Source organism: Cupriavidus sp. 8B (assembly GCF_054589115.1).
Genome location: NZ_BAAILO010000365.1, coordinates 1 through 324, shown reverse-complemented (window position 1 = coordinate 324; position 324 = coordinate 1). Strand labels below are relative to the sequence as shown.

Annotated in this window: 1 pseudogene; it reads right to left on the bottom strand. The window is 60.5% G+C overall.

Going from position 1 to position 324, the window contains the following annotated elements:
- A pseudogene (locus ACYP5B_RS34250) lies at window positions 1-324 on the bottom strand (winged helix-turn-helix domain-containing protein); the annotation flags it as partial.

The following is a 324-nucleotide window of genomic DNA, read 5'->3' as shown; positions in this document are numbered from 1 at the left end:
GGAACAGGCAGTTGTGATAACTCAGACCCGCGATGGCCGAGACATGTTTCCAGTTGAAGTGGAACTGGATGACCGGAGTTTGACCTTTCGGAGCCCAGGTGCGCACGCGCGTGGGTCGTTCCGAGAGCCCAGACTCGTCAATGAAGACGATCAGCCGTTGCTCCCGCGTACACTTTTTTTGAGCGCGGGCCAGGTCTTTTGCTTCCACGCCAGCACGGCGTCCTCGTCGCGTTCGATAGCGCGTCGGTCTGGGCGTTGGGGCGAGAAGCCGAGCGAATCCAGGATGCGCCAGACATGGGCCTCGTTGTATGACACCCCGAAGCG